Source organism: Stutzerimonas azotifigens (genome assembly GCF_013522725.1).
Classification (GTDB): domain Bacteria; phylum Pseudomonadota; class Gammaproteobacteria; order Pseudomonadales; family Pseudomonadaceae; genus Stutzerimonas; species Stutzerimonas azotifigens_A.
Window position 1 is genome coordinate 90,239 of sequence record NZ_JAAMRF010000006.1, and the last position, 26,001, is coordinate 116,239.

Below are 26,001 nucleotides of genomic sequence, written 5' to 3' on the forward strand. Positions count from 1 at the left end.
GACAGGAGACTTGCATGCACATTCAGGTCAACAGCAATAACAGCATCACCGTTTCTCAAGCGCTGGAAGAGCGCGTACGCGCCACTCTCGAAGGCGAGCTGGAACGCTTTGATGAGTACCTGACGCGGCTCGAGGTGCACCTGAACGATGAAAGCGCGTCGAGAAGCGGCCCTCAGGACAAGCGCTGCCAGATCGAGGCACGCCTGAAGCACCACGATCCGCTGTCGGTCACCCACAAGGCCGATTCGCTGGACCTGGCCATCGACGGCGCCGCCGAAAAGATGAACCACGCGCTCGATCACCTGATAGGCAAACTCAGCCGCAGAACAGATTGACACTCCCCGAGGGATCGCCCCGAGTCATACGCAAAGAGGTGCACTATGCCTGCGACAACTCTGAACCGAGCAAACCTCAAGCAGCTTCTGACCCACAAGCAGCCGCCCTGCCTGTCGCTGTATCAGCCGACCCATCGCAGTTTCCCGGACCGGGAACAGGACCCGATACGCTTCAAGCAGCTCGTCCGGCAGCTTGAAGAATCACTGCACAAACAGGGCAGGAACGACACGGCGAGCATACTGGCGCCCTTCCATGCCCTGGTGGATGACATCGACTTCTGGAACCACAGCCTCGACGGCCTCGCCGTCTTCGGCGCGCCCGACTATTTCCAGGTGTTCCGCCTGCAGCGCAGCGTTCCGGAGCTGGCGGTGGTCAACGACCGTATGCACGTCAAACCGCTGGTGCGAATCGCCCAGTCGGCCGACCGTTACCAGATCCTTTGCATGACCCTCGACTCGGTGCGCCTGTTCGAGGGTACCCGAGACGGCATCAGCGAAGTTCCGCTGGCCGAAGGTGTCCCGGCGACGCTGGAGGACGCCCTCGGACGGGACCTGACGCAGAAAGGCCAGACCGGCTTTCCCCAAGGCTACGGCCGGGCGAGCGAACGGGGCGATCCGATGCAGGTGGAGGCCGGCGGTTCCGGCAAGCAGGACGAGATCGATCGCGACCGCGAACGTTTCTTCCGCGAGGTCGACCGCGCCATCACCGAACATCACTCCAAACCCTCGGGCCTGCCGCTGATTCTCGCCGCACTGCCGGAACACCAGTTCCACTTCCGCAAGCTCAGCCACAACGACCAGCTGATCGAAGAAGCGATCGAAGTCGACCCCTCGTTGCTGTCGTCCGAACAGCTGCGCGAAAAGAGCTGGATGGTGATGCAGCCGCGCTACCTGAAGCGCCTGGGCGGGCTGCTCGACCAATTCGGTGAGTCCCATGGGCAGGGCCTGGCCACCGATCAGATCGAAGCCATCGGCCAGGCCACCCGCGAAGGCCGGGTCGCCACGCTGCTGGTCGAGGCCGAGCGCAGGATTCCAGGCAAGGTGGACAAGGAAGAAGGCAAGGCGATCCCGGTCGACGATGGCTCGCAGACAACACCGGACCTGCTCGACGAACTCACCGTCTGGACCCTCGAGCAAGGGGGCGAAGTCGTGGTGGTACCGGTTGAGCGTATGCCGACCCAGAGCGGCGCCGCAGCCATCTATCGTTACTGAGCGGCATGAAAAAGGCAGGGGTATCCAGGCTGTGTTAAAAACGTAGCGAGCGAAGGTCAGACAAGGCAAAAACAGGCGATAAAGCGCACAGTTTACGAGTTGTAAATGAGCATTTTGAGCCTGTTTTTAACGCAGCCTGACCGAGCGTAGTAGTTTTCACACAGTCTGGTCTCCCCGCCTTTCTTCGTCCTCCCGGCTAATGAGCGCGCCGGGCCACTGCTGCTCCAGCCAATGCAGGTCCTCGGGTCGGGTCACCTTGATGTTGTCCGCCCGCCCCTCGATCAACCGCGGTGCATACCCTGCCCACTCCATTGCCGAGGCCTCGTCGGTCACACGCACCCCGGCGGCCAGGGCCTGTTGCAGCGCCTCGCGCAACATGCCGAGGCGGAACATCTGTGGCGTGTAGGCAAGCCAAATCACCGAGCGGTCCACCGTTTCGGCTACCCGCCCGTCCGCTCCGGCACGCTTGAGCGTGTCCTTCGCCGGTACGGCCAGCAGACCGCCGACCGGATCACGGGAGAGTTGCTCGAGCAAGCCATCGAGGTCGGCCCGCTGCAGATTCGGGCGCGCTGCATCGTGCACCAGAACCCAGTCTGTATCGCTGGCACCGAGAGCGAGCAAACGAAACAGCCCATTGAGCACCGAATCAGCACGTTCGCTGCCGCCAACGGCACGACCGATGCGCTCATCCGAAGCGCAGTCCAAGGAATTCCAGTAGGGATCATCCGCCGCCAGGCTGACCACCAACCCGCGCAGTCGGGGATGGGAGAGAAAACAGCCCAGGGTGTGTTCGATCAAGGCGCGACCGGCCAGTGGCAAATACTGCTTTGGACGATCGGCAAGCATACGGCTGCCGACACCCGCCGCCGGGATGACGACCCAGAAGCCGGTCATTCTGCGAGCTGAAAGAGGGTTTCGCCCTCTTTGACCATGCCCAGCTCGTGACGGGCGCGCTCTTCGACCGTTTCCATGCCCTGCTTGAGCTCCATCACTTCGGCCTCGAGGATGCGGTTACGCTCGAGCATGCGCTGGTTCTCCCCTTGCTGATCGGCGATCTGCTTCTTCAGCTCGGTCACGTGCGCGAGGCTGCCTTCGCCGACCCACAGACGATATTGCAGCCCACCCAGGAGCAGGAGCAGCACGACGAACAACCAGTAAGGACTACGCATGGACGGCATCAGAAGACTTTGAGTAGCTGAGCGACAGACGAGCCGCGAATGGATACATGAAATCGGCAACCGTCACGCTAACCATCCGTCAGGCTCCGGCGAGAGAACCCGCGAATACGTGACGGGACTGGATCATTCCGGCCTTACACAAAAAAGGGCGGCTCAGGCCGCCCTTTTAACATGGCAAGGATCAGCCACGGAACTCCGCACGTCCCTTGTAAGGCGCTTTTCCGCCCAACTGCTCTTCGATGCGCAGCAGTTGGTTGTACTTGGACACACGATCGGAGCGGCACAGCGAGCCGGTCTTGATCTGGCCGGCAGCGGTACCGACGGCGAGATCGGCGATGGTGCTGTCCTCGGTTTCGCCCGAACGGTGTGAAATCACTGCGGTGTAACCAGCGGCTTTCGCCATCTGGATGGCTTCGAGGGTCTCGGTCAGCGAGCCGATCTGGTTGAACTTGATCAGGATCGAGTTACCGATGCCCTTCTCGATGCCTTCCTTGAGGATCTTGGTGTTGGTCACGAACAGGTCGTCACCGACCAGCTGGACCTTACTGCCGATCTTGTCGGTGAGCACCTTCCAGCCATCCCAATCGGACTCGTCCATGCCGTCTTCGATCGAGATGATCGGGTAGCGCTCGGACAGACCCGCGAGATAGTCGGCGAAACCGGCGGCGTCGAACACCTTGCCTTCGCCGGCCAGGTCGTACTTGCCGTTCTCGAAGAACTCGCTGGACGCGCAATCGAGCGCCAGGGTGACGTCGTCGCCCAGCTTGTAGCCGGCGTTGCCCACGGCTTCGGCGATGGCCGCCAGCGCGTCTTCGTTGGATGCCAGGTTCGGCGCGAAGCCACCCTCGTCACCCACGGAAGTGCTGAGGCCACGTGCCTTGAGCACGGCCTTGAGGTGGTGGAAGATCTCGGCGCCCATGCGCAGCGCGTCGGCAAAGGTCTTGGCGCCGACCGGCTGGACCATGAACTCCTGGATGTCGACGTTGTTATCCGCGTGCTCGCCACCGTTGATGATGTTCATCATCGGGACCGGCATCGAATACTGGCCCGGGGTGCCGTTGAGGTTGGCGATGTGGGCGTAAAGCGGCAGGTCGGCATCCTGGGCAGCCGCTTTGGCCGCGGCCAAGGAGACGGCGAGGATCGCGTTCGCGCCCAGCTTGGCCTTGTTCTCGGTGCCGTCGAGTTCGATCATGGCGCGGTCGAGCGCCTGCTGATCGGCCGGATCCTTGCCCAGCAGCAGGTCGCGAATCGGCCCGTTGATATTGGCCACGGCCTTCAGTACGCCCTTGCCCAGGTAGCGGCTCTTGTCGCCATCGCGCAGTTCCAACGCCTCGCGGGAACCGGTGGATGCACCGGACGGCGCACAGGCGCTGCCGGTGATGCCGTTATCGAGGATTACATCGGCTTCCACGGTGGGATTGCCACGGGAGTCGAGAACCTCCCGCCCCTTGATGTCGACGATCTTTGCCATTTTTGCTCACTCTCCATAGATAACTGCAGGCTTCAAGCAGCTCGCTTCAAGCGGTTTCGATCGGGGGGAAACTCTTGACCAGGTCATCCAATTGCTTGAGCTGGGCGAGGAACGGCTCCAGCTTGTCCAGGCGCAGTGCGCAGGGCCCATCGCACTTGGCGCTGTCCGGGTCCGGGTGCGCTTCGAGAAAGAGACCCGCCAGGCCCTGGCTCAGACCGGCCTTGGCCAGATCCGTTACCTGGGCACGGCGGCCGCCGGCCGAATCGGAACGCCCGCCGGGCATTTGCAGGGCATGGGTGACATCGAAGATGACCGGGTACTCGGTCTGCTTCATGATGCCGAAGCCGAGCATGTCGACCACGAGATTGTTGTAGCCGAACGAGGAGCCGCGCTCGCAGAGGATCAGCTGATCGTTGCCGGCCTCCTCGCACTTGGTCAGGATGTGCTTCATTTCCTGCGGGGCGAGGAACTGCGCCTTCTTGATGTTGATCACCGCGCCGGTCTTGGCCATCGCGACCACCAGGTCGGTCTGCCGAGACAGGAAGGCCGGCAGCTGGATCACGTCGCAGACCTCGGCCACCGGAGCGGCCTGGTAAGGCTCGTGCACGTCGGTGATGACCGGCACGCCGAAGGTCTTCTTCACTTCCTCGAAGATCTTCATCCCCTCGTCGAGGCCGGGGCCACGGTAGGAATTGACCGAGGAGCGGTTGGCTTTGTCGAAGCTCGCCTTGAAGACGTAGGGAATGCCCAGTTTCTCGGTGACCTGCACATAGGCCTCGCAGATCTGCATGGCCAGGTCGCGGGATTCGAGCACGTTCATCCCACCGAAGAGGACGAACGGCTTGTCGTTGGCGACATCGATGTGGCTGACGCGGATCGTCTTCTGGGTCATGCGTTGCGAGCCTTTTGTGCCAGTGCGGCATTGACGAAACCACTGAACAGCGGATGGCCGTCGCGCGGAGTCGAGGTGAATTCGGGGTGAAACTGGCAAGCCACGAACCACGGATGATCCGGCGCCTCTACGACCTCGACAAGGGCACCGTCACCCGAACGACCGGTAACCTTGAGGCCCGCAGCCTGAAGCTGCGGCAGCAGGTTGTTGTTGACCTCGTAGCGGTGACGATGGCGCTCGACGATTCGCTCCTTGCGATAACAATCATGGACGTTGGAACCCGCCTCGAGTTGGCATTCCTGAGCGCCCAGGCGCATGGTGCCGCCCAGATCCGAAGCGTCCGAACGGGTTTCGCGCGCACCGGTCGCGTCTTCCCATTCGGTGATCAGGCCTACCACCGGATGACCGCTGTCACGGTCGAACTCGGTGGAGTTGGCATCGCTCCAGCCCAGCACATCGCGCGCGAACTCGATGACGGCGACCTGCATGCCCAGGCAGATGCCCAGGTACGGAATCTTGTTCTCGCGCGCATATTTGACCGTGGCGATCTTGCCTTCGACGCCGCGCAGGCCAAAACCGCCCGGCACCAGAATAGCGTCCATGCCTTCGAGCAGGCCGGTACCCTGATTTTCGATGTCTTCGGAGTCGATATAGCGAAGGTTCACTTTTGTGCGGCTCTGAATTCCGGCATGACTTATCGCCTCGATCAGAGATTTGTAGGCATCAAGAAGTTCCATGTACTTGCCGACCATGGCGATGGTGACTTCTTTTTCCGGGTTCAGCTTGGCATCGACCACGCGATCCCACTCGGACAGATCGGCACCGCCACACTCCAGGCCGAAGCGCTCCACCACGAAGTCATCGAGGCCTTGCGCATGCAGCACGCCCGGGATCTTGTAGATGGTGTCGACGTCCTCGAGGGAAATCACCGCACGCTCTTCGACGTTGGTGAACAGCGCGATCTTGCGCCGCGACGAGACGTCCACCGGGTGGTCGGAGCGACAGATCAGCACATCCGGCTGCAGGCCGATGGAGCGCAGCTCCTTGACCGAATGCTGAGTCGGCTTGGTCTTGGTCTCGCCGGCGGTGGCGATGTAGGGCACCAGGGTCAGGTGCATCAGCATGGCGCGCTTTGCGCCGACTTCCACCCGCAACTGGCGGATCGCCTCGAGGAACGGCTGGGACTCGATGTCGCCGACCGTGCCGCCGATCTCGACGAGGGCGACGTCGGCATCGCCGGCACCCTTGATGATGCGGCGCTTGATCTCGTCGGTGATGTGCGGAATCACCTGAATGGTGGCACCCAGGTAGTCGCCACGACGCTCACGACGCAGCACATCCTCGTAGACGCGGCCGGTGGTGAAGTTGTTGTTCTGGGTCATGGTGGTGCGAATGAACCGCTCGTAATGGCCTAGGTCCAGGTCGGTTTCGGCCCCGTCATGGGTGACGAAGACTTCACCATGCTGGAACGGGCTCATGGTGCCCGGATCGACGTTGATGTACGGATCCAGCTTGAGCATGGTGACCTTCAGGCCCCGCGCCTCCAGGATTGCCGCCAAAGATGCCGAGGCGATGCCCTTCCCCAATGAAGAAACAACACCGCCCGTGACGAATATATAGCGCGTCATGAAAAACCCTAGAAGTCTGCGTTAAGCGGCCAGCGCCGCCGGGGAAAGCGAGGTGCCATTGCACGAGGTTCGGCAATGACGAACTGCCGCGGGATCCAGGTGGACCGCAGAAGCTCTGTAGAGACGGGAGCGTAGTCTACTCGAAAGGCCCTATCAGCTCAAACGGCCGTCGCCCGTCGGCGGGCTCCAATCGAGGAAGATACCGGAGCCGGTCAGATCGCCCAGATTGGCGACTGCAACGACCTCGTTCCGGCGCAGCAGAAGCGGCAGGCGTGGCCGGACGAATCCCGGGATGCCCCGCTCATTGAGCACACGCTTGAGATCCCGCCTACCTCGCCCCGCCAGCTGCAACCACTCGCCACCCTGGCGATAGCCAAGCCGCAACGCATCCCCTCCCGCACCTGTGATCCGCACCCGACCATTGCCGACCAACTCAATTTCGCCGTGCAGGTTCGACACGCTCGGCTCCGGCGGTGTCTTCAGCCAGGCCCCGTCAAGCAGCCAGAGACGCTCCCCGGCACGGCGCAGCTCGGCCTGATCCAGACGCCACACAGGTGCGGCATCGGCAGCGGCATCGCGCAGATCGCACCAACCGGCCCAGTGATCGGCGTCGGGCAGCTGCACATGGGGACGCAACCACTGGCGCAAGGCATTGCGCTGCCGCGCATCGGACAAGGCGCGCAATGGCTCGAGGGCCAGGCTGGGCAACTCGAGCCAGGCGAAGGGCGACGGCGTGGCAGCCGATGCCAAATCCAGCTCCGCCAGCTCGTCCAACAGCCCCTGGGCCTCCGCCAGGTGCCCGGCCGCACGCGCGATGGCCGGCACGGCAGCCGGCCAGCGCTGCTCGAACGCCGGGATGATCTGGTGACGAAGGTAGTTGCGTGAATAATCGAGCGAGGCATTGCTCGGGTCTTCGACCCAGCTCAGGCCCTCGGCCCTCGCCCAAGCCTCGAGCTCGCCCCGACCGACGCCCAGCAGCGGACGCAACAGAAGTCCGCGCCCCAACGCACGCGTCGGCGACATCGCGGCCAGCCCCTTCAGCCCTGCGCCTCGCAGCAGGCGAAACAGCAGCGTCTCGGCCTGATCGTCACGATGCTGAGCGGTCAGGAGCACCTCACCATCGCCAAGCCGCGTCTCGAACGCCGCGTAACGCGCTTCGCGGGCGGCATTCTCGAGACTCGCCGAAGCCGCGACGCGTACCCGGGCCACCTCCAGCGGCACACCCAACGCACGGCACGTCTCACGGCAGTGATCCGCCCAGGCGTCGGCACCTGACTGCAGGCCGTGGTGAACATGGATCGCCGAGATCGGCGGCAACGGCTGCGCGCGTGTGAGCCTGGCCAGCAGATGCAGCAAGACACATGAATCGAGACCACCCGAATAGGCGATCCGCCAGGCGCGCGCATGGCGCTGCGGGATGAGAGCGGTCAGCAGGCGGGATTCGAGCGACATGAGGGAGCGACGATGCGCAAGGTGAGACGCCGAGAATGCGCCAGTGGCAAGCACGGCGCAATCGACACTGTCGTCAGGCCAGCGACGCGGAAGGCGCGCGGCTGCCCTGACGGGGCGACCGGATCAGGCGATGCCGTAACTCATCAGGCGCTCGTAGCGCTTGGCAAGCAGTGTATCGGCGTCCAACCCGCGAAGCTGCTCGAGCTGCATGGCAAACTCCTCGCGCATGGCCTCGGCCATTACAGCCGGATTGCGATGGGCACCACCTAGCGGCTCGGGAATCACCTTGTCGACGATACCCAGGCCTTTCAGGCGCTCAGCGGTAATGCCCATCGCCTCGGCGGCGTCGGGCGCCTTCTCGGCGGTTTTCCAGAGAATCGAAGCACAGCCTTCAGGAGAGATCACCGAATAGGTGGAGTACTGCAGCATGTTCAGCCGGTCACAGACGCCAATCGCCAGCGCACCGCCGGAACCGCCCTCGCCGATCACGGTGGCGATGATCGGCGTTTTCAAGCGAGCCATCACACGCAGGTTCCAGGCGATGGCTTCGCTCTGGTTGCGCTCCTCGGCATCGATGCCCGGATAGGCGCCGGGCGTGTCGATGAAAGTGAGGATCGGCATCTTGAAACGCTCGGCCATTTCCATCAGACGGCAGGCCTTGCGATAGCCTTCCGGGCGCGGCATGCCGAAGTTGCGACGCACCTTCTCGCGCACGTCGCGGCCCTTCTGATGCCCGATGATCATCACCGGCTGGCCTTCCAGGCGCGCCACGCCACCGACGATGGCGGCGTCGTCGGAGAAGTGTCGATCGCCGTGCAGCTCGTCGAACTCAGTGAACAGATGGCTGATGTAATCCAGCGTATAGGGACGGCGCGGGTGACGCGCCAGTTGCGCGATCTGCCAGCTGGTCAGGTTACCGAAGATACTTTCGGTGAGCGATTCGCTCTTGTCCTGCAGGCGCGCGATTTCATCGCCGATGTTCAGCGAGTTGTCGTTGCCGACCAGGCGCAACTCTTCGATCTTGGCTTGCAGGTCGGCGATCGGCTGTTCGAAATCCAGGAAATTCGGGTTCATAGGCATCCGTCATGCGTCGACGGCCAGGCGGCCGGGAGGCTGTTCCGTTTTTTGCGCCTTACCTTACGGGAGAGGCGCATTCAGGTCGAACAAAAAAATGCTCGTCTCGTGACCCGGTCATCGACCAGGCCTATCGGTAGTGCAGGAAGACGTTGTCTCGGCCGAACTGGTCACGCAACGCTTGAATCAAGTTGTCCGCCGGGTCGATTCGCCAGCCTTCGCCGAACTGCAGCAACGCCTTCGCATCGCGGCTGGTGTACTCGAGCGTGATCGGACAGGCGCCGCGGTGACGTCCGCAAACATCGGCGAACCAGCGCAGCCGGTCGCCTTTCAATCCTTCGGATGCAACCTTCACCCGCAGGCTTTCGGCAAGCCCAGTGCGCGCCTCCTCCAGACTCATCACCCGCTTGGCGCGCAGACGCAGACCACCGGAGAAATCATCGTTACTGACCTCACCCTCGACCACCACCAGCGCATCGGTCTGCAGCAACGCCTGGGCCGAGTTGAACGCCTCGGCGAACAGCGAAGCCTCGATGCGACCGGACCTGTCATCAAGGGTGATGAAGCCCATCTTGTCGCCCTTCTTGTTCTTCATCACCCGCAGGTTGACGATCAGCCCGGCAATGGTCTGCGACTCACGCGACGGGCGCAGGTCGATGATCCTCTGGCGTGCGAAACGTCGGACCTCGCCTTCGTACTCGTCGATCGGGTGGCCGGTGAGGTAGAGGCCCAGGGTCTCCTTCTCGCCGCGCAGGCGCTCCTTGAGGGAAAGCTCCTTGGCCTTGCGGTGGTTGGCATAGACATCGGCCTCGGGCTCGGCGAACAACCCGCCGAACAGATCCATATGCCCACTGTCCAGACTGCGCGCCGTCTGCTCGGCGGCCTGGACGGCTTCTTCCATCGCCGCCAGCAACACCGCCCGGTTACGGTCGATGTTCGCCTGGTACGCCTTGGGTTCGTCGGAGAAATAGGGGCCGAGACGATCCAGCGCCCCGCCACGGATCAGCGCCTCGAGGGTCCGCTTGTTGATCCGCTTGAGATCGACCCTGGCGCAGAAGTCGAATAGATCCTTGAACGAACCACCCTCGTTGCGGCACTCGACGATCGCCTCCACCGGCCCCTCGCCGACGCCCTTGATGGCGCCAAGACCGTAGACAATGCGCTTGTCGTCATCGACGGTGAACTTGAATTCCGAGTTGTTGACGTCCGGGGCGACGATGCGCAGCTTCATGCTGCGGCATTCCTCGATCAGCGTGACCACCTTGTCGGTGTTGTGCATATCGGCCGAGAGCACCGCCGCCATGAACGGCGCTGGGTGGTGCGCTTTCAGCCATGCCGTCTGGTACGACACCAGGCCGTAAGCGGCCGAGTGCGACTTGTTGAAGCCATAACCTGCAAACTTCTCCACCAGATCGAAGATGTTGCCCGCCAGATCGGCGTCAATGCCATTTTGAGCGCAACCTTCAATGAAGCCGCCGCGCTGCTTGGCCATCTCCTCGGGCTTCTTCTTGCCCATGGCGCGACGCAACATATCGGCGCCACCGAGGGTGTAACCAGCCATCACCTGAGCGATCTGCATCACCTGTTCCTGATACAGGATGATGCCATAGGTGGGCTTGAGCACCGGTTCCAGGCCTGCGTACTGGTAGTCCGGGTGCGGATAGGCGAGCTCGGCACGGCCGTGCTTGCGGTTGATGAAGTCATCCACCATGCCCGACTGCAACGGGCCGGGGCGGAACAGCGCCACCAGTGCGATCAGGTCTTCAAGGCAGTCCGGCTTGAGCTTCTTGATCAGCTCTTTCATGCCGCGAGATTCGAGCTGGAACACGGCCGTGGTTTCGGCCTTCTGCAGCATCGCGTAGGTCGGCTTGTCGTCCAGTGGAATGAAGTCGATGTTCAACGGCTCCAGGCCCTTCTGCGCCTGCTCGCGGTTGATCGTTTCCATCGCCCACTTGATGATCGTCAGGGTACGCAGCCCCAGGAAGTCGAACTTCACCAGACCGGCCTGCTCCACGTCGTCCTTGTCGAACTGGGTAACCAGGCCGCCGCCCTCTTCGTCGCAGGCGATCGGTGAAAAGTCGGTGAGCTTGGTCGGTGCGATCACCACGCCGCCGGCGTGTTTCCCGGTGCCGCGGGTAATGCCTTCGAGCTTGAGCGCCATCTCCCAGATTTCGGCCGCTTCTTCGTCGACCTTCAGGAACTCGCGCAGCGGTTCCTCCATCTCGTAGGCTTTATCAAGCGTCATGCCCACTTCGAACGGGATCATCTTGGACAGTCGATCGGCCAGACCGTACGACTTGCCCTGCACCCGCGCGACGTCCCGCACCACCGCCTTGGCCGCCATGGTGCCGAAGGTGATGATCTGGCTGACCGCGTTGCGCCCGTAGGCCTCGGCCACGTAGTCGATAACCCGGTCGCGGCCGTCCATGCAGAAGTCGACGTCGAAGTCGGGCATCGAAACCCGCTCCGGGTTGAGGAAGCGTTCGAACAGCAGGTCGTAGGCGAGCGGATCAAGGTCAGTGATCTTCAACACGTAGGCCACCAGCGAGCCGGCACCCGAGCCCCGGCCCGGACCCACCGGCACGCCGTTGTTCTTGGCCCACTTGATGAAGTCCATCACGATGAGGAAGTAACCGGGGAACCCCATCTGGATGATGATATCCAGCTCGAAATTCAGCCGGTCGATATAGACCTGACGCTTCGCCTCGTAATCCTCGGTCTCGGGCGGCAGGACGACCTTCAGGCGCTCCTCGAGCCCCTCGAACGAGACGTGGCGCAGGTAGTCATCGATGCCCATGCCGTTCGGGGTCGGGAAGTCCGGGAGGAAGTACTTGCCCAACTGCACTTCGATGTTGCAGCGTTTGGCGATCTCGACGGTGTTCTCCAACGCCTCGGGCAGGTCGGAAAACAGCGCCTGCATTTCAGCGGGCGTCTTCAGGTACTGCTGATCGGAATAGTTGCGCGGCCGACGTGGGTCGTCCAGCGTGCGGCTTTCGCCGATGCAGACACGCGTTTCGTGGGCCTCGAAATCCTCCTGCTTGAGGAAGCGCACGTCGTTGGTCGCTACCAGCGGTGCGCCGAACCGGTCCGCCAGCGCCACGGCGGCGTGCAGGTACTCCTCGTCGTTGACTCGACTGGTGCGCTGAACCTCGAGGTAGAAACGATCCGGAAATACCTGTTGCCACTCGGCGAGCAATCCGGCGGCAACGGCCTCGTCTCCCGCCAGCAACGCCTGGCCGATTTCGCCCTCCTTGGCGCCGGACAGGCAGATCAGCCCTTCGGCGGCGCCCTTGACCCAATCGCGCTGAATGATCACCAGCTCGTTGCTCTGGCCCTCGGTCCAGCCACGCGAGACCAGCTCGGTCAGATTGCGATACCCGCGGTTGTCCATCGCCAGCAGCGTCATGCGGCTGAGCGGACCGTCTTCCTCGCGACTCGCCAGCCAGATGTCGGCGCCACAGATCGGCTTGATCCCGCCGCCCATGGCGGCCTTGTAGAACTTGACCAGCGAGCACATGTTGCTCTGGTCGGTTACCGCCACCGCCGGCATCCCCGCGCCCGCCACCGCCTTGATCAGCGGCTTGACGCGTACCAGACCGTCGACCAAGGAGAATTCGGTGTGTACACGCAGATGAACGAACAGAGCGGTCATGGGGATCCTTTCTACATCCAAAAACAACAAGGCCGGATTGTACCGGGCCTTGGTCCAAACGGCAGCGTCAAACGATCAGCGATCGCCAGAAGCACGCTCGAGCTTGGCCTGCATTTCCGGATAGCGGGACACGACGAAGCGCAGCGTTGCGCTGCATGCCTTATTTAAGGGCGGTTTCGGCTATAAAACGGCGCGCCCGCCCGACCGAAGCGATGGAGCGGAACAAGCTGGACGACCAACGGCACGTTTAGGCAGGAATTGATTACGTCTACCGATCAGACGATGAGCACGTCCACCGGCACCGAAGCCTCGACCACCGCGACGGCCTCGAGCAGATTGCGCACCGGCGCAAAGGAGCGCCGATGAATGGGCGTGGGGCCGAGCCGCTGCAGCGCGTCGAGGTGCACGGCCGTGGCGTAGCCTTTGTGGGAGGCGAGCCCGTAACCTGGGTAACTGAGATCGAGCACGTGCATTTCCCGGTCGCGACTAACCTTGGCCAGGATCGAGGCGGCCGCGATGGCCGGAACCGACGCATCACCCTGGATCACCGGGGCGCTCGGCACGCTCAGCTGTGGGCAACGATTGCCATCGATCAGGGCCAGACGAGGCATCACGCTCAGACCCTCAACCGCCCGCTTCATCGCGAGCATGGTGGCATGCAGGATGTTCAGGCTGTCGATCTCATCGACCTCCGCGCGGGCGATGCACCAGGCCACCGACTTTTCGCAGATTTCGTCGAACAACGCCTCGCGACGGGCTTCGCTGAGTTTCTTCGAATCGTTGAGGCCTTCGATCGGCCGCAACGGATCGAGAATCACTGCCGCCGTGACCACCGGGCCGCACAGCGGACCACGCCCGACCTCATCGACACCGGCGACCAGCTCTTCCACGAGACTGAAATCCAGACCTAACTGCATCAGTTGTGCCCCGCCAACCGGAGCACCGCGTCGGCAGCCTGAGCCGAAGCGTCGCGACGCAAGGCGCGGTGAATCACATCGAAACCTTCGGTTTGCACGGCGCCGCCATCGATCAGCGGCGAGAGCAGCTGCGCCATCGCGTCGGGCGTTGCCGCTTCCTGCAACAACTCGGGCACCAGCATGCGTTGGGCCAGCAGATTGGGCAGCGAAACGTAAGGGGTCTTCACCATACGCTTGAGAATGCGGTAGGTCATTGGCGCTACGCTGTAGCCGACCACCATAGGCCGCTTGTAGAGCAGCGCCTCCAGCGTCGCGGTACCGGACGCGATCAGCACCGCATCGCATGCCGCCAACGCTTCATGGGAGCGGCCGTCAAGCAACGTCAGCGGCAAGTCGCGACCGACGAGCATCTGCTCGAGCTGCTGACGACGTGCCGGACTGGCCGCCGGCAACACGAAACGCAACCCAGGACGCAACGCCCGCAAACGCTCGGCAGCATCGAGAAACAGCGCGCCAAGGCGGCCGACCTCACCGCCTCGGCTTCCCGGCATCAGCGCTACGACCGGACCGTCCTCGGGAAGGTCGAGCGCAGCGCGCGCAGCCGCTCGATCAGCTTCCAGGGGTATCGCATCGGCCAACGGATGCCCGACAAAGCGCACCTGCACGTCGTGCTCGTCGTAGAACTGCGCCTCGAAGGGGAACAGCGTCAGCATCAGATCGCACGCCTCGCGGATCTTGTGCACCCGCCCCTGACGCCAGGCCCAGACCGAAGGGCTGACGTAGTGAGCCGTCTTGATACCGGCACGACGCAGCTTGAGTTCGAGGTCGAGGTTGAAGTCCGGTGCATCAATGCCAATGAACACGTCAGGGCGCTGCTCGATCAGCGTCTTCAACAACCGCTTGCGCCGTGACAGCAATTCGGGAAGACGCCCGAGAACCTCGACCAGCCCCATCACCGAAAGGCGTTCCATCGGGAAGTAGGAGACAAGCCCCTGGGCCTCCATCAACGGCCCGCCGACACCGATGAACTCGACGTCGGGCTGGGCCACCTTCAATGCCTGCATCAGGCCGGAGCCGAGGATGTCGCCGGACGCCTCACCGGCTACCAGCGCAATACGAAGCCGCTTCATTTCAGCGGGTGATGCCGCGGGTCGAGGCAAGGATGGAATCGCGGAACAGTGCCACTTCGGGGAACTCGACAGCCTGCTCGGCGAGTTCTACGACCGCCTCTTCGATAGTCAGCCCCTTGCGGTAGACCGTCTTGTACGCGCGACGCAGCGCGTGGATCGACTCGGCACTGAAGCCCCGACGACGCAGCCCTTCGAAATTCATGCTGCGTGCTTCGGCAGGATTGCCAGACACCGTGACAAACGCAGGCACGTCCTTGCCGATCGCCGTGCCCATGCCGGCAAAGGCGTGGGCGCCGATGTGGCAGAACTGATGGACCAGGGTATAACCGGACAGGATGGCCCAGTCACCCACGTGAACGTGGCCGGCCAGAGCGGTATTGTTCACCAGGATGCAATGGTTGCCGATCACGCTGTCGTGGCCGATGTGGGCATAACACATGATCAGGTTGTGATCGCCAACCGTCGTCTCGTCGCGGTCCTGAATGGTCCCGCGGTGCATGGTGACACCTTCACGAATGATGTTGTGGTCACCGATGACCAGCCGGGTAGGCTCGCCCTTGTATTTACGATCGGGCGTGTCCTCGCCGAGGGACGCGAATTGGTAGATGCGGTTGTGCTTGCCGATCCGCGTCGGGCCTTTGACGATGACATTCGGGCCGAGCACCGTGCCTTCGTCTATTTCCACGTCGGGCCCGATGATCGACCAAGGACCAACGACAACGTCATCGGCCAGCTTTGCAGCCGGGTCGATGATGGCGCGAGGGTCAATCAAACTCATAGCTTGCGTTCCGCGCAGATGATCTCTGCCGAGCATACCGGCTTTTCATCGACCGTTGCCTGGCAGTCGAACTTCCAGATCCCGCGCTTGACGCTGAGGAACCTGGCTTCCAGGATCAGCTGGTCGCCGGGCAGTACCGGATGCCGGAAGCGCAGTTTGTCGGAGCCGACGAAATAGTAGAGCGTACCGTCCGAAGGCTTGACATCGAGCATCTTGAAGCCGAGCACGCCAGCGGCCTGGGCCATGGCTTCGATGATCAATACCCCAGGCATGATCGGATGCTGGGGAAAGTGGCCGTTGAAAAAGGGCTCGTTGATGGTGACGTTCTTGTACGCGCGAATGCGTTTGGCTTCCGTGTCGAGCTCCACCACCCGATCCACCAACAGGAAAGGATAACGGTGTGGTAGGTATTCGCGAATCTCGTTGATGTCCATCATGTCAGGGAAAGGCCTGTAATTGAGTAAGAGTCCGCCGGACCGAATCATTCTGTTTCGCAGCGAGCTGGCCGCGCGCTCGAACGGTCGGTCAGAGAGGACGTTCAGGCATCAGAAGCAGCATCCCCGCTCGGGGTCACGGCCGCCAGCCCTTTTTCCAGTTGTTGCAGCCGGCGCGCCATGTCATCCAGCTGACGTATCCGCGCCGCGCTCTTCTTCCATTCGCCGGCGGGCTGCATGGCCGTGCCCGATGAGTAGGCGCCCGGTTGGCTGATCGAGCGAGTAACCATGGTCATGCCAGTGACAAATACGTTGTCGCACACTTCGATGTGACCAACCATGCCGACTCCCCCTGCGATCATGCAGTTGGCACCGATCTTGGTACTGCCGGAAATGCCGCAGCAGCCAGCCATGGCGGTGTTATCGCCGATCTGCACGTTGTGCGCGATCATGATCTGGTTATCCAGTTTGACGCCGTTGCCAATCACCGTGTCGGACAGCGCGCCGCGGTCTATCGTGGTGTTGGCACCGATCTCGACATCGTCACCGATGCGCACACCTCCGATCTGGGCGATCTTCTGCCAGGCGCCAGCCTCTTTGGCGAAGCCGAAACCTTCACCGCCGATCACCGCACCCGACTGGATCACCACGCGCTCACCGATCGTCACATCGTGATAAAGCGTGACCCGCGCTGCCAGCCGCCCGCCGGCACCGACCCGACTGCGAGCCCCGACAACGCTATGGGCGCCGATGACGACGTCAGGGCCGATCCAGGCGCCCTCTTCGATCACCACGAACGGCCCGAGGCTTGCCGACGGATCCACCTGAGCCGTCGCGCAGATCATTGCCGACGCATGCACGCCAGCTGCAACCGGGGGCCGGGTTTCGAACAGATGCGAAGCCTGGGCATAGGAAAGGTAGGGATTGTCGACGACCAGCGCAGCGCCCGTGTAGACATCGGCATCAGCGGCCTTGAGCAGCACGGCGCCGGCCTGGGTCGAACTCAGGAACTTGCGGTACTGGGCATTGGCGAGAAAGCTGAGCTGATCGGGACCCGCATCCTGCAGCGTGGCAAGCCCGCGAATGGGCGTTGCGCCATCGCCGCGCAAGGTCGCACCCAGGCGCTCGGCGAGATCGCCGAGCGTAAAGACAGCGCTACCGGTCATGTCAGCGCAGCTGATTCATGCGCTCGATGACCTGGCGGGTGATGTCGTACTGCGGCTTGACATCCACCACCGAGCCCCGCTCGAAGACCAGGTCGTAATTCCCTTTCTTGATGACCTCTTCGACCGCCTGATCGAGCTTGGGCTTGAGCTGCTTGAGCATCTCGCGGTCGGCCACCGCCTTGGACTCGTTCAGCTCCTTGGACTGGAACTGGAAATCACGAGCCTTCTGCTTGAATTCGAGCTCCAGGCGTTCACGTTCGGCCTGCTGCATCTTGTCGCCATCCTTGACCAGGCGATCCTGAATGCGCTTCGCATCGCTTTCCAACGTCTGCAGCTTGGTCAGCTGAGGGCCGAATTTCTTCTCGGCATCGACCGCGTAGCGCTTGGCTGCGTCGGACTCCAGAAGAGCCATCTGATAGTTCATCACCGCGATCTTCATCTCGGCGAATGCGGGGGTCGCTACCAGCGCTGCGGCAACGAGCATCATTTGAGTCAACTTACGCACGGTATGTACCACTCCTGCTGGTGGATCTGCGCCACACGGCGGCAGATCGTTAAAAGGTTTGCCCAAGGGAGAACTGGAAGACCTGGGTCTCGGCGTTGTCCGGTTTCACGATTGGCATGGCCAAACTGAAGCTGAGCGGGCCAAGTGCCGTGATCCAGGTCAGGCCCACGCCGACAGAGCTCGCCATTTCGCCAAGATCGATGTCGGTGCAGTTGGGCGATCCGGAGGGGCAATTGCTGTCGAATACATTACCGACATCCCAGAACACCGACGTACGCAGGGAACGCTGATCCCTGACGAAGGGCATTGGGAAGAGTACTTCCAGACCACCCTGGATGAGAACGTTGCCGCCGAAAGGTAGCGGATCCTGATCCGGGTCTACGACTGTACCCGGCCGGGAGCCAGTACTGGGTGTGCTGCGGGGGCCAAGTGTACTGTCCCTGAAGCCACGAACCGAGTTGAAGCCACCGGCAAAATAGTTTTCATAGAACGGCAGCCGAGAGGTCGAGCCAAAGCTCTCTCCGTACCCCAACTGCGTGTGCATGCGCAGCGTGTAGGAATCGGTCAGCGGCACGAACAACTGGCCGTTGTAGTCGAGCTTGTAGAACGACAGGTCGCTCCCCGGAATCGTGCTTTCGAACACGAGACTCTGCGAGTGGCCTCGCGTAGCGAGAGTGCCACGGTTCAGGGTGGATTCCGACCAGCCGATCGAGCCACGGAAGTTGAGGAACTTGTCGCCTTCCTGCTCGAGGAAATCGAAAATCTCGTCAACGGTGTAAAGACCGGTGTCGATCTCGTCCTGCTGTACCGTCAGGCCGAACGTCAGGCGCGAGGTTTCGCTGATCGGGTAGCCAATGTTGATGCCGGCACCGAGACTGTCGACCGCATAGCTGGAGATGTTGTAATCCAGCTCGTCGTAATCGGTGGTCCGATAGAAGGCGTTGTAGCCCAGGCTGACGCCGTCTTCGGTCCAGTAGGGATCGACGAAGCCGAAGTTGTAGCGCGTCTGGTATTCGCTGCGAGTCAGGCCCAGGCTCACCCGATTGCCGGTGCCCAGGAAGTTGTTCTGACTGATCGAGCCACCGAGAATCAGGCCGGCGTTCTGCGCAAAACCGATGCTCGCCATGATCGAGCCCGAGGGCTGTTCCTCGACGCTGTAGTTGACGTCGATCTGGTCGTCGGTGCCGGGCACCTGCGGGGTTTCGACATTGACCTCCTTGAAGAAGCCCAGGCGTTCGAGACGGGTCTTGGACTGGTCGATCAGATAGGTCGAGGCCCAGCCGCCTTCCATCTGGCGCATCTCGCGGCGCAGCACTTCGTCTTCCGTCTTGGTGTTGCCACGGAAATTGATGCGATTCACATAAGCCCGCTTGCCCGGATCGACGGCAAAGGTGATCGACACGGTGTGGTCTTCGTCGTGCGCCTCGGGAATACCGTTGACGTTGGCGAAGGTGTAGCCCTCGTTGCCCAACCGACGCGAGATGAGCTCGGAGCTGGTGGTCATTACCTTGCGCGAGAAGACCTGCCCCTTCTTCGTCAGCAGCAGCGCCTCGACTTCTTCCTGCGGAACCTTGAGGTCGCCGCTCAGGCGCACGTCGCGCACCGTGTAACGCTCGCCCTCGGCGATGTTCACGGTGATGTAGACGTCCTTCTTGTCCGGGGTGATGGACACCTGGGTGGAGGTGATGTCCATGTTGATGTAGCCGCGGTCCAGGTAATAGGAACGCAGACGTTCCAGGTCACCCGAAAGCTTCTCACGAGCGTACTTGTCGTCGTTACGGAAGAAGGAGAGCCAGTTGCTGGTCTTGAGCTCGAACAGGTCAGCCAGATCTTCGTCGGGGAACACCGTGTTGCCGACCACATTGATGTGCTTGATCGCAGCAACCGTGCCTTCGTTGATGTTGATCTTCAGCGCGACGCGGTTACGTGGCTGCGGAACGACTTCCGTGTCGATACTTGCCGAGTAACGCCCCTGCGCCACGTACTGGCGCTGCAGCTCGTTGCGCACGCCTTCGAGCGTGGCCTGCTGGAAAATTTCGCCTTCGGCAAGACCGGACTGCTGCAGGCCGGTCATCAGATCTTCGGTCTTGATCGCCTTGTTACCTTCGATCTCGATACCGGAAATCGAGGGACGCTCAACGACGGTGATGACCAGAACGTTGCCGTCACGACCAAGTTGAATGTCCTGGAAGAAACCGGTCTTGAACAGTGCGCGGGTCGCCTCTACCAGGCGCCGATCGTCTGCAGCATCGCCCACGTTCAGCGGCAAGGCACCGAACACACTGCCGGCCGAGACCCGCTGCAGGCCATTGACTCGGATATCGGAGATGGTGAAGGACTCGGCGTGAACTTCGGCGATCATCAATGCGGAAATCACCGCAGGTAGCAGCAGACGTTTCATGAAGTCCTTTCTTGTTCAGAACCTGATAGAGAGCCGGCGCAAGAGCGCGGCATTACGGTACCCGGCGTCACAGTCGACCGATGTCGTTGACCAGAGCCAACAGCATCACCCCGATCACCAGGCTGATACCGATCTGCACTCCCCAGCCCTGCACCCGATCCGACAGAGGCCGCCCACGTACCCACTCGATCAGATAAAAAAGCAGGTGTCCTCCATCGAGGACCGGAATAGGCAATAGATTGAGCACGCCCAAGCTAATACTCAAATAGGCAAGGAAATTCAGGAAGTCCCCGAATCCCGACTGGGCAGAAGCGCCCGCCACTTTAGCAATGGTTATCGGGCCGCTCAAGTTTTTTACCGAGAGCTCACCGAACAGCATTTTGCGCAGCGAGTCGAGCGTCAGCACGCTCATCGTCCAGGTCCTCTTGGCCCCTTCCGCTACCGCTTCCAGCGGACCGAAGCTCACCTCACGCAACATCTCTGCCGGCCACTCGCCGCCTTCTACGCCCGCGCCAAGGTACCCACGACGTCCGTCTCCCTCACCACGCTCGGCCAAGGTTACCGGCACCGACAAGCGTTGACCGTCGCGCTCGACCTCGAACGAAACGCGCGCGCCTGCCAAGCCCTTCACCGAATCGATGACTTGTTGCCAATCACCCAGCGGCCGTCCGTCGAGACTGAGCAGACGATCGCCAATGCGAATGCCGGACGCCTGCGCCGGGCCGTCAGGATCCAACTGCGAGATAAGCGGGGCGACTTGTGGACGCCACGGCCGGATACCGAGCGATGCAATCGGATCGGGCTCTTCGACGCCCTTGAGCCACTCGCGCAAATCGATCTGCCGCGCGATCGGCTGGTCACTGCCCGCGTCGCGCACGGAAAGCTGCAGCGTGCCGCTTTCCCCGAGCCGCCGCACGAGCTGCAGGTTCACCGCAGCCCAACCGGAGGTCTCCTGATTGTTGACGGAAACGATTTCCTGGCCCGCCACCAAACCAGCATGATCGGCCAGGCTGTCCGGCTCGACGGCCCCGATCACCGGCCTGACCTGCTGACTGCCAAGCATTGCGACCAGCCAGAAGAACAGCAAAGCGAGGATAAAATTAGCCAGAGGGCCGGCCGAGACGATGGCGAAGCGCTGGCGCACTGGCTTGCGATTGAAGGCCTGATCGAGCTGGTGCTCGGCCACGGGCGCTTCGCGCTCGTCGAGCATCTTGACGTAGCCACCCAGCGGAATCGCAGCAATCACGAACTCGGTTCCATGGCGGTCATGCCAGCGAACCAGCGGTGTACCGAAGCCCACCGAGAAGCGCAGCACCTTGACGCCACAGCGGCGCGCCACCCAGAAATGTCCGTACTCGTGAAACGTGACCAGTACTCCCAGCGCAATCAGGGTACCGATGATCATGTAAAGCGCGCTCATGGATTCCTCTGGGCTATTGCCCGTAGCGACTCAGCCATTGGCCAGCCAGCACGCGCGCCTGCGCGTCGGCGGCCAGCACATCCTCCAGGCATGCCGCCGGCACGCTGGCCTCGCGGCCGAGGACGTCGTCGATGATACTCGCGATCTCGGTGAAGCGGATGCGTCCCGACAGAAACGCATCGACCGCCACTTCGTTCGCTGCATTGAGCATGGCGGGTGCGGTACCGCAGGCCTGGGCGGCCAGGCGAGCCAGGCGCAGGCAGGGAAAACGCTGCTCGTCCGGGGCCTGGAAGTCCAGATGACCGATGCGCAGCAGGTCGAGCGGCGAAACATCGGAATGGATACGCTCGGGCCAGGCCAGCGCATGGGCGATCGGTGTGCGCATGTCGGGATTGCCGAGCTGGGCGAGCACCGAACCGTCGATGTAATCGACCATCGAATGAATCACGCTTTGCGGATGGATCACCACCTCGACCTGTTCGGGCCTGGCATCGAACAGCCAGCAGGCCTCGATAAGTTCAAGCCCCTTGTTCATCATGCTCGCCGAATCGACCGAGATCTTTCGCCCCATCGACCAGTTCGGGTGAGCGCAGGCCTGCTCCGGCGATACGTCGTGCAACTGGTCGGCCGCCAGCTCACGAAACGGACCGCCGGAAGCAGTCAGAAGGATCCGGCGAACGCCAACGCTGGCCAGCCCGCGAGCATAGTCGGCGGGCAGGCACTGGAAAATCGCGTTGTGCTCACTGTCGATCGGCAACAGCATGGCGTTGCTATCACGCAGCGCCTGCATGAACAGCGCGCCGGACATCACCAGCGCTTCCTTGTTGGCCAGCAGGACGCGCTTGTCGGCCTTTACCGCAGCCAACGTAGGCCGCAGCCCGGCGGCCCCGACGATCGCCGCCATGACGGCGTCGGCTTCCGGATGCGCCGCCACTTCACACAGCCCACCCTCTCCGACCAGTACGCGGGTGCCCAGGCCCGCCTGCTGCAGATCCTGCTGCAGGCAACGTGCACTGGCCTCCTCGGCGACCACCGCATAGCGCGGCCGATGGATAAGGCAGAGTGCGCGCAGCTCGTCGATACGGGAGAACGCCGTGAGCGCGAAAGCCTGATAGCGTTCCGGATGGCGAGCAATCACATCCAGGGTGCTGAGTCCGATGGAACCGGTGGCTCCGAGCACGGTGACCTTCATGAGCTGACTCACCAGGCACCCCAGCGGGCGAGCCAGAGCAATACGACGAAAACCGGGATCGCCGCGGTAAGGCTGTCGATGCGATCCATCACGCCGCCGTGGCCGGGCAATAACTGACTGCTGTCCTTGATGCCAGACTTGCGCTTGAACATGCTTTCAGTGAGATCGCCCACCACCGAGATCAGCACGACCAACGCCGCCCCGACCAGCGCCAGGATCATGGCCTGTCCGTCCCAGCCCCGATAAAGCCCGACGCCCAAGGTGATCACGAGACTGGTCGCCAATCCGCCGAACAGCCCTTCCCAGCTCTTGCCAGGACTCACCAGCGGAGCCAGCTTGCGCTTGCCCAGCGCGCGCCCACAGAAATAGGCGCCGATATCTGCTGCCCAGACGAGCACCATCACCGCCACGATGAGCCAGTTGCCCAGCGGCCACTGCTTGAGTACGACCAGCGCCTGCCAGGCCGGCAGCAGGATCAGCAGACCGATCAACAGACTGCCCGGCGCACCGCCCCATAACCCCGTGCTTCGGGGATAGGTGAGTACCAGGGCGGTTGCCGCCAGCCACCACAGCACACCGGCCCAGAGCAACCAGGGCGCAAGCCCCGGGGCCTGATACGCCAGCACCAACAGGATCGCCACTGTAACGGCATAACCCACCCGCACCGGCTGGCTCTCGTAACCAGCCAGGCGCGCCCATTCCCAGGCACCCAGGGTGACCACCAGCCCGATGAACAACGCGAAGGCGACGCCATGCAGCAGAAAGAAACCGATCAGCGCAACGGGGAGCAGGATCAGCGCCGTGATGATTCTCTGTTTCAGCATTCAGCCCCAGCCTCTTTTTCGACCTGCTCGCAGGTCTTGCCGAAGCGACGCTGACGCGTGGCGTAGTCCGCCAGCGCCTGGCGCATCGCCTCGTGTTTGAAATCGGGCCAGTAGAGGTCCGAAAAATAGAGCTCCGCATAGGCAATCTGCCACAGCAGGAAATTACTGATGCGGCGTTCGCCTCCGGTGCGTATGCACAAGTCAGGAAGCGGGCCGCCCTCGGTGGCAAGATGGCCTTGAAATAGAGCCGGCGTGATTTCGTCGGGATTCAGCCGTCCGGCCTGGGCCTCGCGCGCCAGCTGCTGGGCGGCCTGCACGATGTCCCACTGACCGCCGTAGTTGGCCGCCACCTGCAAGACGAAGCGATTGGCGCCAGCGGTCATGGCTTCGGCCTGAGCCATCGCAGCCTGCAATTCGGGATGAAAACGCGAGCGATCGCCGATGACCCTCAGGCTGATGCCATTCTCGTTGAGCTTTCTCGCTTCGCGGCGCAACGCCGACAGGAAAAGCTCCATCAGCGCACCCACTTCTTCGGCCGGACGCTGCCAGTTCTCGCTGGAGAAGGCGAACAGCGTCAGCACCTCGACGCCCGCTTCCGCGCACACTTCGATCACTGCTCTTACCGCGTCGACCCCGGCCTTGTGGCCAGCCACTCCCGGCAACAAACGCCTTTTAGCCCAGCGATTGTTGCCATCCATGATGATTGCGACATGACGGGGAACGCTCCGCCCGGCAATCTGCCTGACCTTTTCCATGAAACGACTCTACTTGCGCTATAAGCGCGGCGAACGATAAAGGATGAACCCAGACCTGCGCATCACGTAGCCGACGCAACAAGGATGCTGGCTGCCCAAGGCGGGCCAATCGGCGACCCGCATGGAATGAGACAGCACCCCGCATCAGACGATAGCCGAACCGGGCCTTATACGGCCATCAGATCGGCTTCTTTGGCTTCGAGCGACTTCTCGATTTCGGCGACGAACTTATCGGTGAGCTTCTGCACATCGTCCTGCGCACGACGCTCTTCGTCTTCGCTGATTTCCTTTTCCTTGACCAGGTCCTTGAGCTGCGCGAGCGCGTCGCGACGAATATTGCGTACGGCTACGCGCGCGTTTTCCGCCTCGCCACGCGCCTGCTTGGAGTAGCCTTTTCGGGTCTCCTCGGTCAGAGCCGGCATCGGCACGCGAATGGTGGTACCCGCAGTGGCCGGATTCAGGCCCAGATCGGCAGTCATGATGGCCTTCTCGACGGCCTGGATCATGCTCTTGTCGAACACGCTCAGGGCGAGGGTGCGAGAATCCTCGACGGTCACGTTGGCGACCTGGCGCAGCGGAGTATCGCTGCCGTAGTAGGACACCATGACGCTGTCGAGAATGCTCGGATGCGCCCGACCGGTGCGAATCTTGGCGAAAGCATGGCCGAGGGATTCCAGGCTCTTCTGCATGCGCTCCTGCGCGTCCTTCTTGATCTCGTTGATCATTCGTTCGACTCCTCGATCAGTGTTCCTTCGGCGCCACCGAGCACGATGTTCAGCAGGGCGCCGGGCTTGTTCATGTTGAAAACTCGTAGCGGCATATTGTGATCGCGGCACAGGCAGATGGCTGTCAGATCCATCACGCCGAGCTTGCGATCGAGCACGCCATCATAGGTCAGTCGCTCGAATTTCTCCGCATTCGGATCCTTGAACGGGTCGGCCGTATAGACGCCGTCGACCTTGGTCGCCTTGAGCACCACATCGGCATGGATCTCGATAGCCCGCAGGCACGCTGCCGAGTCCGTCGTGAAGAAGGGGTTACCGGTTCCCGCAGAGAAGATCACCACTTCGCCGGTATTGAGATGGCGCATGGCCTTGCGGCGGTCGTAGTGATCGGTCACCCCGACCATAGAGATGGCGGACATCACCAGTGCCGGAATATTGGAGCGCTCGAGCGCGTCACGCATGGCCAGAGCATTCATCACGGTGGCCAGCATACCCATGTGGTCCCCGGTGACCCGATCCATGCCCGCTGCCGAGAGCGCCGCACCACGGAACAGGTTGCCACCGCCAATCACCAGGCCGACCTGGACGCCGATTCCAACCAACTGGCCAACTTCCAGCGCCATTCGATCCAGCACCTTGGGATCGATCCCGAAATCTTCGGACCCCATCAGCGCTTCGCCGCTTAACTTGAGCAGAATCCTTTTATAGCGAGGTTTGCGTCCACTAACCTGCTGAGCCATTGCGAGTCTCTCCTGCGGCGTTTCGATGTAAGAAGGCTGAAGCAAAATATCTGCGGTGTGACAGCGCGAAGCGGCTTTGGTGCCACGACGCATGTGACAGGGCGCTAAAAACAAAGTCCT

At 62.2% G+C, this 26,001-nt stretch carries 22 protein-coding genes and 1 pseudogene; 2 read left to right on the forward strand and 21 right to left on the reverse strand.

Features of this window, described 5'->3' with window-relative positions; translation table 11 throughout:
* Positions 1-14 precede the first annotated feature (14 nt).
* Together G7026_RS12840 and G7026_RS12845 are read left to right on the forward strand one after the other, a co-directional pair.
* Positions 15-317, forward strand: a pseudogene (locus G7026_RS12840) (HPF/RaiA family ribosome-associated protein); the annotation flags it as partial.
* A gap of 63 nt (positions 318-380) precedes the next feature.
* Entirely contained in the window at positions 381-1,547 is a 1,167-nt protein-coding gene (locus tag G7026_RS12845; protein WP_181071312.1) for a baeRF3 domain-containing protein, read from the forward strand.
* A 156-nt stretch (positions 1,548-1,703) separates the two neighbouring features.
* On the opposite strand, the gene ispD is transcribed toward G7026_RS12845, so the two are convergent.
* The 21 genes from ispD to pyrH all read right to left on the reverse strand — a co-directional run bounded on the left by ispD (position 1,704) and on the right by pyrH (position 25,881).
* On the reverse strand, positions 1,704-2,441 hold the full coding sequence (gene ispD, locus G7026_RS12850; RefSeq protein ID WP_181071313.1) for a 2-C-methyl-D-erythritol 4-phosphate cytidylyltransferase: 738 nt from the start codon (positions 2,439-2,441) through the stop codon (positions 1,704-1,706).
* Entirely contained in the window at positions 2,438-2,716 is a 279-nt protein-coding gene (gene ftsB / locus G7026_RS12855; RefSeq protein ID WP_181071314.1) for a cell division protein FtsB, read from the reverse strand. Before ftsB ends, ispD begins: the two co-directional genes overlap by 4 nt.
* Before the next feature lie 190 nt (positions 2,717-2,906).
* Positions 2,907-4,196 (reverse strand): phosphopyruvate hydratase, encoded by a 1,290-nt coding sequence (gene eno / locus G7026_RS12860; RefSeq protein ID WP_181071315.1) that lies wholly within the window; start codon positions 4,194-4,196, stop codon positions 2,907-2,909.
* A gap of 46 nt (positions 4,197-4,242) precedes the next feature.
* The gene (kdsA, locus tag G7026_RS12865; protein WP_181071316.1) at positions 4,243-5,088 is read right to left on the reverse strand and encodes a 3-deoxy-8-phosphooctulonate synthase; all 846 of its coding nucleotides are present in this window, start codon (positions 5,086-5,088) and stop codon (positions 4,243-4,245) included.
* Positions 5,085-6,716, reverse strand: a complete 1,632-nt coding sequence (locus G7026_RS12870; RefSeq protein WP_181071317.1) for a CTP synthase — start codon at positions 6,714-6,716, stop codon at positions 5,085-5,087. The genes kdsA and G7026_RS12870 overlap by 4 nt, the downstream gene beginning before the upstream one ends.
* Positions 6,717-6,869: 153 nt before the next feature.
* Positions 6,870-8,168: a tRNA lysidine(34) synthetase TilS gene (tilS, locus tag G7026_RS12875; protein ID WP_181071318.1), complete on the reverse strand. Its 1,299-nt coding sequence runs from the start codon at positions 8,166-8,168 to the stop codon at positions 6,870-6,872.
* A 123-nt stretch (positions 8,169-8,291) separates the two neighbouring features.
* Positions 8,292-9,242: an acetyl-CoA carboxylase carboxyltransferase subunit alpha gene (locus tag G7026_RS12880; RefSeq protein WP_181071319.1), complete on the reverse strand. Its 951-nt coding sequence runs from the start codon at positions 9,240-9,242 to the stop codon at positions 8,292-8,294.
* A gap of 130 nt (positions 9,243-9,372) precedes the next feature.
* Positions 9,373-12,894, reverse strand: coding sequence for a DNA polymerase III subunit alpha (dnaE, locus tag G7026_RS12885; RefSeq protein WP_181071320.1), 3,522 nt, complete (start codon positions 12,892-12,894; stop codon positions 9,373-9,375).
* 275 nt (positions 12,895-13,169) lie between these two features.
* A complete protein-coding gene (rnhB, locus tag G7026_RS12890; RefSeq protein ID WP_181071321.1) occupies positions 13,170-13,811 on the reverse strand; it encodes a ribonuclease HII in 642 nt (213 codons plus the stop codon).
* Positions 13,811-14,941: a lipid-A-disaccharide synthase gene (gene lpxB / locus G7026_RS12895; protein WP_181071322.1), complete on the reverse strand. Its 1,131-nt coding sequence runs from the start codon at positions 14,939-14,941 to the stop codon at positions 13,811-13,813. The genes rnhB and lpxB overlap by 1 nt, the downstream gene beginning before the upstream one ends.
* 1 nt (position 14,942) lies before the next feature.
* Positions 14,943-15,719: an acyl-ACP--UDP-N-acetylglucosamine O-acyltransferase gene (gene lpxA, locus G7026_RS12900; RefSeq protein WP_181071323.1), complete on the reverse strand. Its 777-nt coding sequence runs from the start codon at positions 15,717-15,719 to the stop codon at positions 14,943-14,945.
* Entirely contained in the window at positions 15,716-16,156 is a 441-nt protein-coding gene (gene fabZ / locus G7026_RS12905) for a 3-hydroxyacyl-ACP dehydratase FabZ (protein ID WP_138408739.1), read from the reverse strand. Before fabZ ends, lpxA begins: the two co-directional genes overlap by 4 nt.
* Before the next feature lie 101 nt (positions 16,157-16,257).
* Positions 16,258-17,319, reverse strand: a complete 1,062-nt coding sequence (gene lpxD, locus G7026_RS12910; protein ID WP_181071324.1) for a UDP-3-O-(3-hydroxymyristoyl)glucosamine N-acyltransferase — start codon at positions 17,317-17,319, stop codon at positions 16,258-16,260.
* Between the two features lies 1 nt (position 17,320).
* Positions 17,321-17,824 (reverse strand): OmpH family outer membrane protein, encoded by a 504-nt coding sequence (locus G7026_RS12915; protein WP_181071325.1) that lies wholly within the window; start codon positions 17,822-17,824, stop codon positions 17,321-17,323.
* A gap of 49 nt (positions 17,825-17,873) precedes the next feature.
* Positions 17,874-20,225, reverse strand: a complete 2,352-nt coding sequence (gene bamA / locus G7026_RS12920; RefSeq protein ID WP_181071326.1) for an outer membrane protein assembly factor BamA — start codon at positions 20,223-20,225, stop codon at positions 17,874-17,876.
* Positions 20,226-20,292: 67 nt separating this feature from the next.
* The gene (gene rseP / locus G7026_RS12925) at positions 20,293-21,645 is read right to left on the reverse strand and encodes an RIP metalloprotease RseP (protein ID WP_181071327.1); all 1,353 of its coding nucleotides are present in this window, start codon (positions 21,643-21,645) and stop codon (positions 20,293-20,295) included.
* Positions 21,646-21,658: 13 nt separating this feature from the next.
* Positions 21,659-22,837: a 1-deoxy-D-xylulose-5-phosphate reductoisomerase gene (gene ispC, locus G7026_RS12930; RefSeq protein ID WP_181071516.1), complete on the reverse strand. Its 1,179-nt coding sequence runs from the start codon at positions 22,835-22,837 to the stop codon at positions 21,659-21,661.
* 8 nt (positions 22,838-22,845) lie between these two features.
* A complete protein-coding gene (locus G7026_RS12935; RefSeq protein ID WP_181071328.1) occupies positions 22,846-23,661 on the reverse strand; it encodes a phosphatidate cytidylyltransferase in 816 nt (271 codons plus the stop codon).
* Positions 23,655-24,416, reverse strand: a complete 762-nt coding sequence (gene uppS, locus G7026_RS12940) for a polyprenyl diphosphate synthase (protein WP_181071329.1) — start codon at positions 24,414-24,416, stop codon at positions 23,655-23,657. The genes G7026_RS12935 and uppS overlap by 7 nt, the downstream gene beginning before the upstream one ends.
* Before the next feature lie 167 nt (positions 24,417-24,583).
* Complete coding sequence (gene frr / locus G7026_RS12945; RefSeq protein ID WP_181071330.1) at positions 24,584-25,141, reverse strand: ribosome recycling factor; 558 nt, start codon at positions 25,139-25,141, stop codon at positions 24,584-24,586.
* A complete protein-coding gene (gene pyrH / locus G7026_RS12950; protein ID WP_181071331.1) occupies positions 25,138-25,881 on the reverse strand; it encodes a UMP kinase in 744 nt (247 codons plus the stop codon). The genes frr and pyrH overlap by 4 nt, the downstream gene beginning before the upstream one ends.
* Between the last annotated feature and the right edge of the window lie 120 nt (positions 25,882-26,001).